The following is a 3,729-nucleotide window of genomic DNA, read 5'->3' as shown; positions in this document are numbered from 1 at the left end:
CCAGAGTCCGGAAGGCTTCCAGACGAGTCGATTGCGAAAGGGCGGCCAGCGCCATGACAGCTTGTTCGATTTCCATATATCCAGATTTATGGAAATATTTGAGATGCGTCAATCCCCGAAGGCCGGCAATGCTTGCCGGCTCGTCAATATTTCTAATATTCTAGAAATACGGTTGACGTCCGGACCGAGCGCGCCTATGTTTATTTTCATGAAGATCGATGACGCAGCCGCCCGCCTTGAAGCCCTCGGCAACCCGACCCGCCTGAAAATCTATCGCGCGCTCGTGCGTGCGGGCGACGCCGGGATGACCGTCGGCAAACTCCAGACCAAGCTCGAACTCGCCGCTTCAACCCTTTCCCATCATCTAAAGGCGCTTGTGGCCGTCGGTTTGATCAGCCAGGAGCGGCAGGCGACGACGCTGATCTGCCGCGCCAATTATGACGTGATGCGCGGGATCGTCGACTTTCTCGTCGCCGAGTGCTGCGCCGATGCGACCTGCACGGAGGTGGCGAAGCCGGCAAGGGTTGCATGATCTTTTCACAGATATTTCCATCCTTCTAGAAGGAACGTGTGCATGAGCAAGTCTGTTGCAGTGATCGGTGCGGGTCCCGTGGGTCTTGCGGCCGCGGCACGTCTGTTTGAACGCGGCCTCGATCCGATCGTGCTCGAAGCCGGGCCCGATGCCGGGCATTCCGTCCGCCAGTGGCAGCACGTGCAGCTCTTCTCGCCCTGGGAATACAATGTGGACAAGGCCGCTGGACGGTTGCTCGCGCCGACCGGCTGGAATTCGCCGGAGCCCAACGTCTACCCGACCGGCGCTGAGCTGCTAGAGCGGTACATCGAGCCGCTTGCAACAAAAACTGCCTTGAAAGACAGGATCCGCATCTCGAGCCGCGTAACGTCTGTGAGCCGCGTCGGCTTCGACAAGGCGAAGACCAGGGGACGCGAGAACACGCCATTCGAGATTCGCTATCAGAACGGCAAGGGTGCCGAAGTGTTGCTGGCCGACGCCGTGATAGATGCATCAGGCACATGGGGCTCGCCCAATCCGGCCGGCGCCAATGGGCTGCCTGCCATTGGTGAACGCGAGACCCAAGCGAAGATTTCTTATGGTATGCCAGACGTGCTTGGGCGAGATCGGGCGCGCTTCGCTGGCAAGAGTGTCGCCGTGCTTGGGGCAGGGCACTCTGCCATCGGAACGCTGATCGACTTGACAGTCCTCGCTCAGCAGGCGCCGGGTGGCAGCGTGATATGGTTGCTGCGTGGCAATGATCCGGCCAAGTCGTTCGGCGGGGGCGCCAACGACAAGCTGGTTGCACGCGGCGAGCTTGGGGCTCATTTCGCTTCGTTGGTTGCCTCGGGACGGGTGAAGGTCGAGGCCGGCTTCCCTGTGTCCAGTATCGCTTCGACCGAGGGGCGTTTGCGCGTCGCGGCGGGTTCAGGATGCCGCGCACGTTATGTGCTTGTGGACGAACTTGTCGTCGCGACCGGCTTTCGTCCGGACCATTCCATGCTGAGTGAAATCCGTCTGCGCCTGGATCCCGCCATCGAAGCGCCGGTCGCGCTCGCGCCCTTGATCGACCCAAACGAACATAGCTGCGGAACCGTACGCCCTCATGGCGCGCGTGAGTTGCTGCAGGACGACCCGGGCTTCTATCTTGCCGGCATCAAGAGTTACGGTCGCGCGCCGACCTTCCTGATGATGACAGGTTACGAACAGGTGCGCTCGATCGCTGCCGACATAGCCGGCGACAAGGAAGCCGCTGCGCGTGTCGAACTTGAACTGCCTGAGACCGGCGTTTGCACGCGTGGGGGCGTGGAGGTTGGCGCCGTTGCGTCCAATTGTTGCGGCGGGCCGGCACCGGCCGGGGAGAGTGCCTGCTGTGCGGATGATGCTGCGGCGAAGGCGGTCGGCAAGTCAGGGTGCGGCTGTTCTTAAGGGGCTACCGGCGGTGGATCGACGACGGTTGGGAGTCATCGCCGCGCTAGAGCGTGGACGTTGGATCGAAATGTTGTGATCGAGGAGGTCGTAATGACAGATATCAAGGAAGCCGTTCGCGAGAAGTACAGCCAGGCCGCGTTGCGCGCGGGTTCCTGCTGCGGGCCGGCATCTTCAAGCCCGATTACCTCAAAGCTCTATTCCGAGCTTGAAACCGGCGAGCTACCGGAGACGGCCGTGCTCGCGTCGCTCGGCTGCGGCAACCCGACCGCACTGGCCGAGCTCAAGCAAGGCGAGACGGTGCTCGATCTCGGATCGGGCGGCGGGATTGACGTATTGTTGTCGGCGCGCCGTGTCGGCCCGACCGGCAAGGCTTATGGGCTCGACATGACTGACGAGATGCTGGCCCTTGCCCGCGAGAACCAGAAGAAAGCCGGCGCACAAAACGTCGAGTTCCTCAAGGGCGAAATCGAGCACATCCCCCTGCCGGACAACTCCGTGGACGTGATCATTTCAAATTGTGTAATCAATCTTTCGGCAGACAAGGATCAAGTCATCCGTGAGGCGTTTCGCGTATTGAAGCCCGGCGGACGATTTGCGGTATCCGATGTGGTGACCCGCGGACAGGTGCCCGAACAATTGCGCCGCGACATGCTGCTGTGGGTCGGCTGCATCGCCGGCGCGCTGGAAGAGGATGAATACACGTCCAAGCTCAGGGCTGCTGGCTTCGAGCAGGCCAGTATCGAGCCGACGCGCATCTACCGCGTGGCCGATGCACGAGAATTCCTGGCGGGCAAGGGCATCGACGTGGACGCAATGGCAAAGGAGGTCGACGGCAAGTTCATGGGCGCCTTTATCCGCGCCGTGAAGCCCGGCGCTGTATCTTGTTGCGTGCCTACATGCTGTAACTGAGGCATTCCCGACTGAGATCGCGGGGGCGCCCGTGGATGGCAGAGGTCTATACACAGATCAGCAGACGGGCTTGATTCAGAGCTTGATCGATGGAAGGAGATTCGACCACCATTGGCGGCATCGTTGTTCCGTCAACGAACCCCGCGTTTCTTGCGGTCGTCGTCGGAGTGCATATCCCGCTTGGGATTGCGTGCGTCATTGCCGGCGCGGGCGCGATGTTGTCCAGGAAGGGGCGGGGGCGGCATTCCAGGCTTGGTACGATTTACTTCTGGTGCTTGCTGGCTCTGTCTACTTCAGCGGCCTTTCTCTCGATCATGCGCTGGTCGGAGAACTACCACTTGTTCATCTTGGGAGCTGCTTCCTTCGGGTGCGCATGGCTCGCTCGGTCGGCACTTCGATCACGCTGGCAGCATTGGGTGAGGCTACACATTGGCGGAATGAGCTTGTCCTATCTCGTCATGCTGATCGCGTTCTACGTAGACAATGGAAAACAGTTGCCGGTATGGAAGAACCTTCCCGCCTTCACCTATTGGCTCCTGCCTGTGGCAATCGCTTCACCGCTGATTGCCCGGGCGCTCTTCTCGCACCCATTGGTAAAAGCATATCGGCTTGACCGCCGGGAAGGTGGGAAGGAGGTCGGGCGTGACTTCGACTGAAGGCTGCTAAACGTGGATCGACGACGCTTGGGGGTGATCGCGGCGCTGGGCACCGCCCAGACGCTGGCATGGGGGTCGAGTTACTACCTGCCGGCCATTCTCGCCGATCCGATTGCGCACGACCTCGGGATTTCCAGCAACTGGTTCTTCGCGGCGTTCTCGGCCTCGCTCGTGATCTCGGGATTGCTCGGACCCCGCGTCGGACGGCAGATCGACCGCGTC

At 61.1% G+C, this 3,729-nt stretch carries 4 protein-coding genes and 2 pseudogenes; 5 read left to right on the top strand and 1 reads right to left on the bottom strand.

The features are described 5' to 3' along the window. Positions 1–76, bottom strand: a pseudogene (locus VN623_RS12255) (transcriptional regulator); the annotation flags it as partial. Between the two features lie 132 nt (positions 77–208). On the opposite strand from VN623_RS12255, the gene VN623_RS12250 reads away from it, so the two are divergent. From VN623_RS12250 to VN623_RS12230, 5 genes and pseudogenes are all read left to right on the top strand, one after another. Continuing rightward, positions 209–532 (top strand): metalloregulator ArsR/SmtB family transcription factor, encoded by a 324-nt coding sequence (locus VN623_RS12250; protein ID WP_325571275.1) that lies wholly within the window; start codon positions 209–211, stop codon positions 530–532. Positions 533–574: 42 nt separating this feature from the next. Next, positions 575–1,939, top strand: a complete 1,365-nt coding sequence (locus VN623_RS12245) for an NAD(P)-binding domain-containing protein (RefSeq protein WP_414653214.1) — start codon at positions 575–577, stop codon at positions 1,937–1,939. A gap of 93 nt (positions 1,940–2,032) precedes the next feature. Beyond that, complete coding sequence (locus VN623_RS12240; RefSeq protein WP_325571271.1) at positions 2,033–2,851, top strand: arsenite methyltransferase; 819 nt, start codon at positions 2,033–2,035, stop codon at positions 2,849–2,851. Between the two features lie 89 nt (positions 2,852–2,940). After that, positions 2,941–3,507: a hypothetical protein gene (locus VN623_RS12235; protein ID WP_325571270.1), complete on the top strand. Its 567-nt coding sequence runs from the start codon at positions 2,941–2,943 to the stop codon at positions 3,505–3,507. Between the two features lie 12 nt (positions 3,508–3,519). Continuing rightward, positions 3,520–3,729: pseudogene (locus VN623_RS12230) on the top strand (MFS transporter); the annotation flags it as partial.

The sequence above is a fragment of the Hyphomicrobium sp. genome (genome assembly GCF_035572195.1).
Classification (GTDB): Bacteria; Pseudomonadota; Alphaproteobacteria; order Rhizobiales; family Hyphomicrobiaceae; genus Hyphomicrobium_B.
This window is presented reverse-complemented; position numbering and strand designations above follow the sequence as displayed.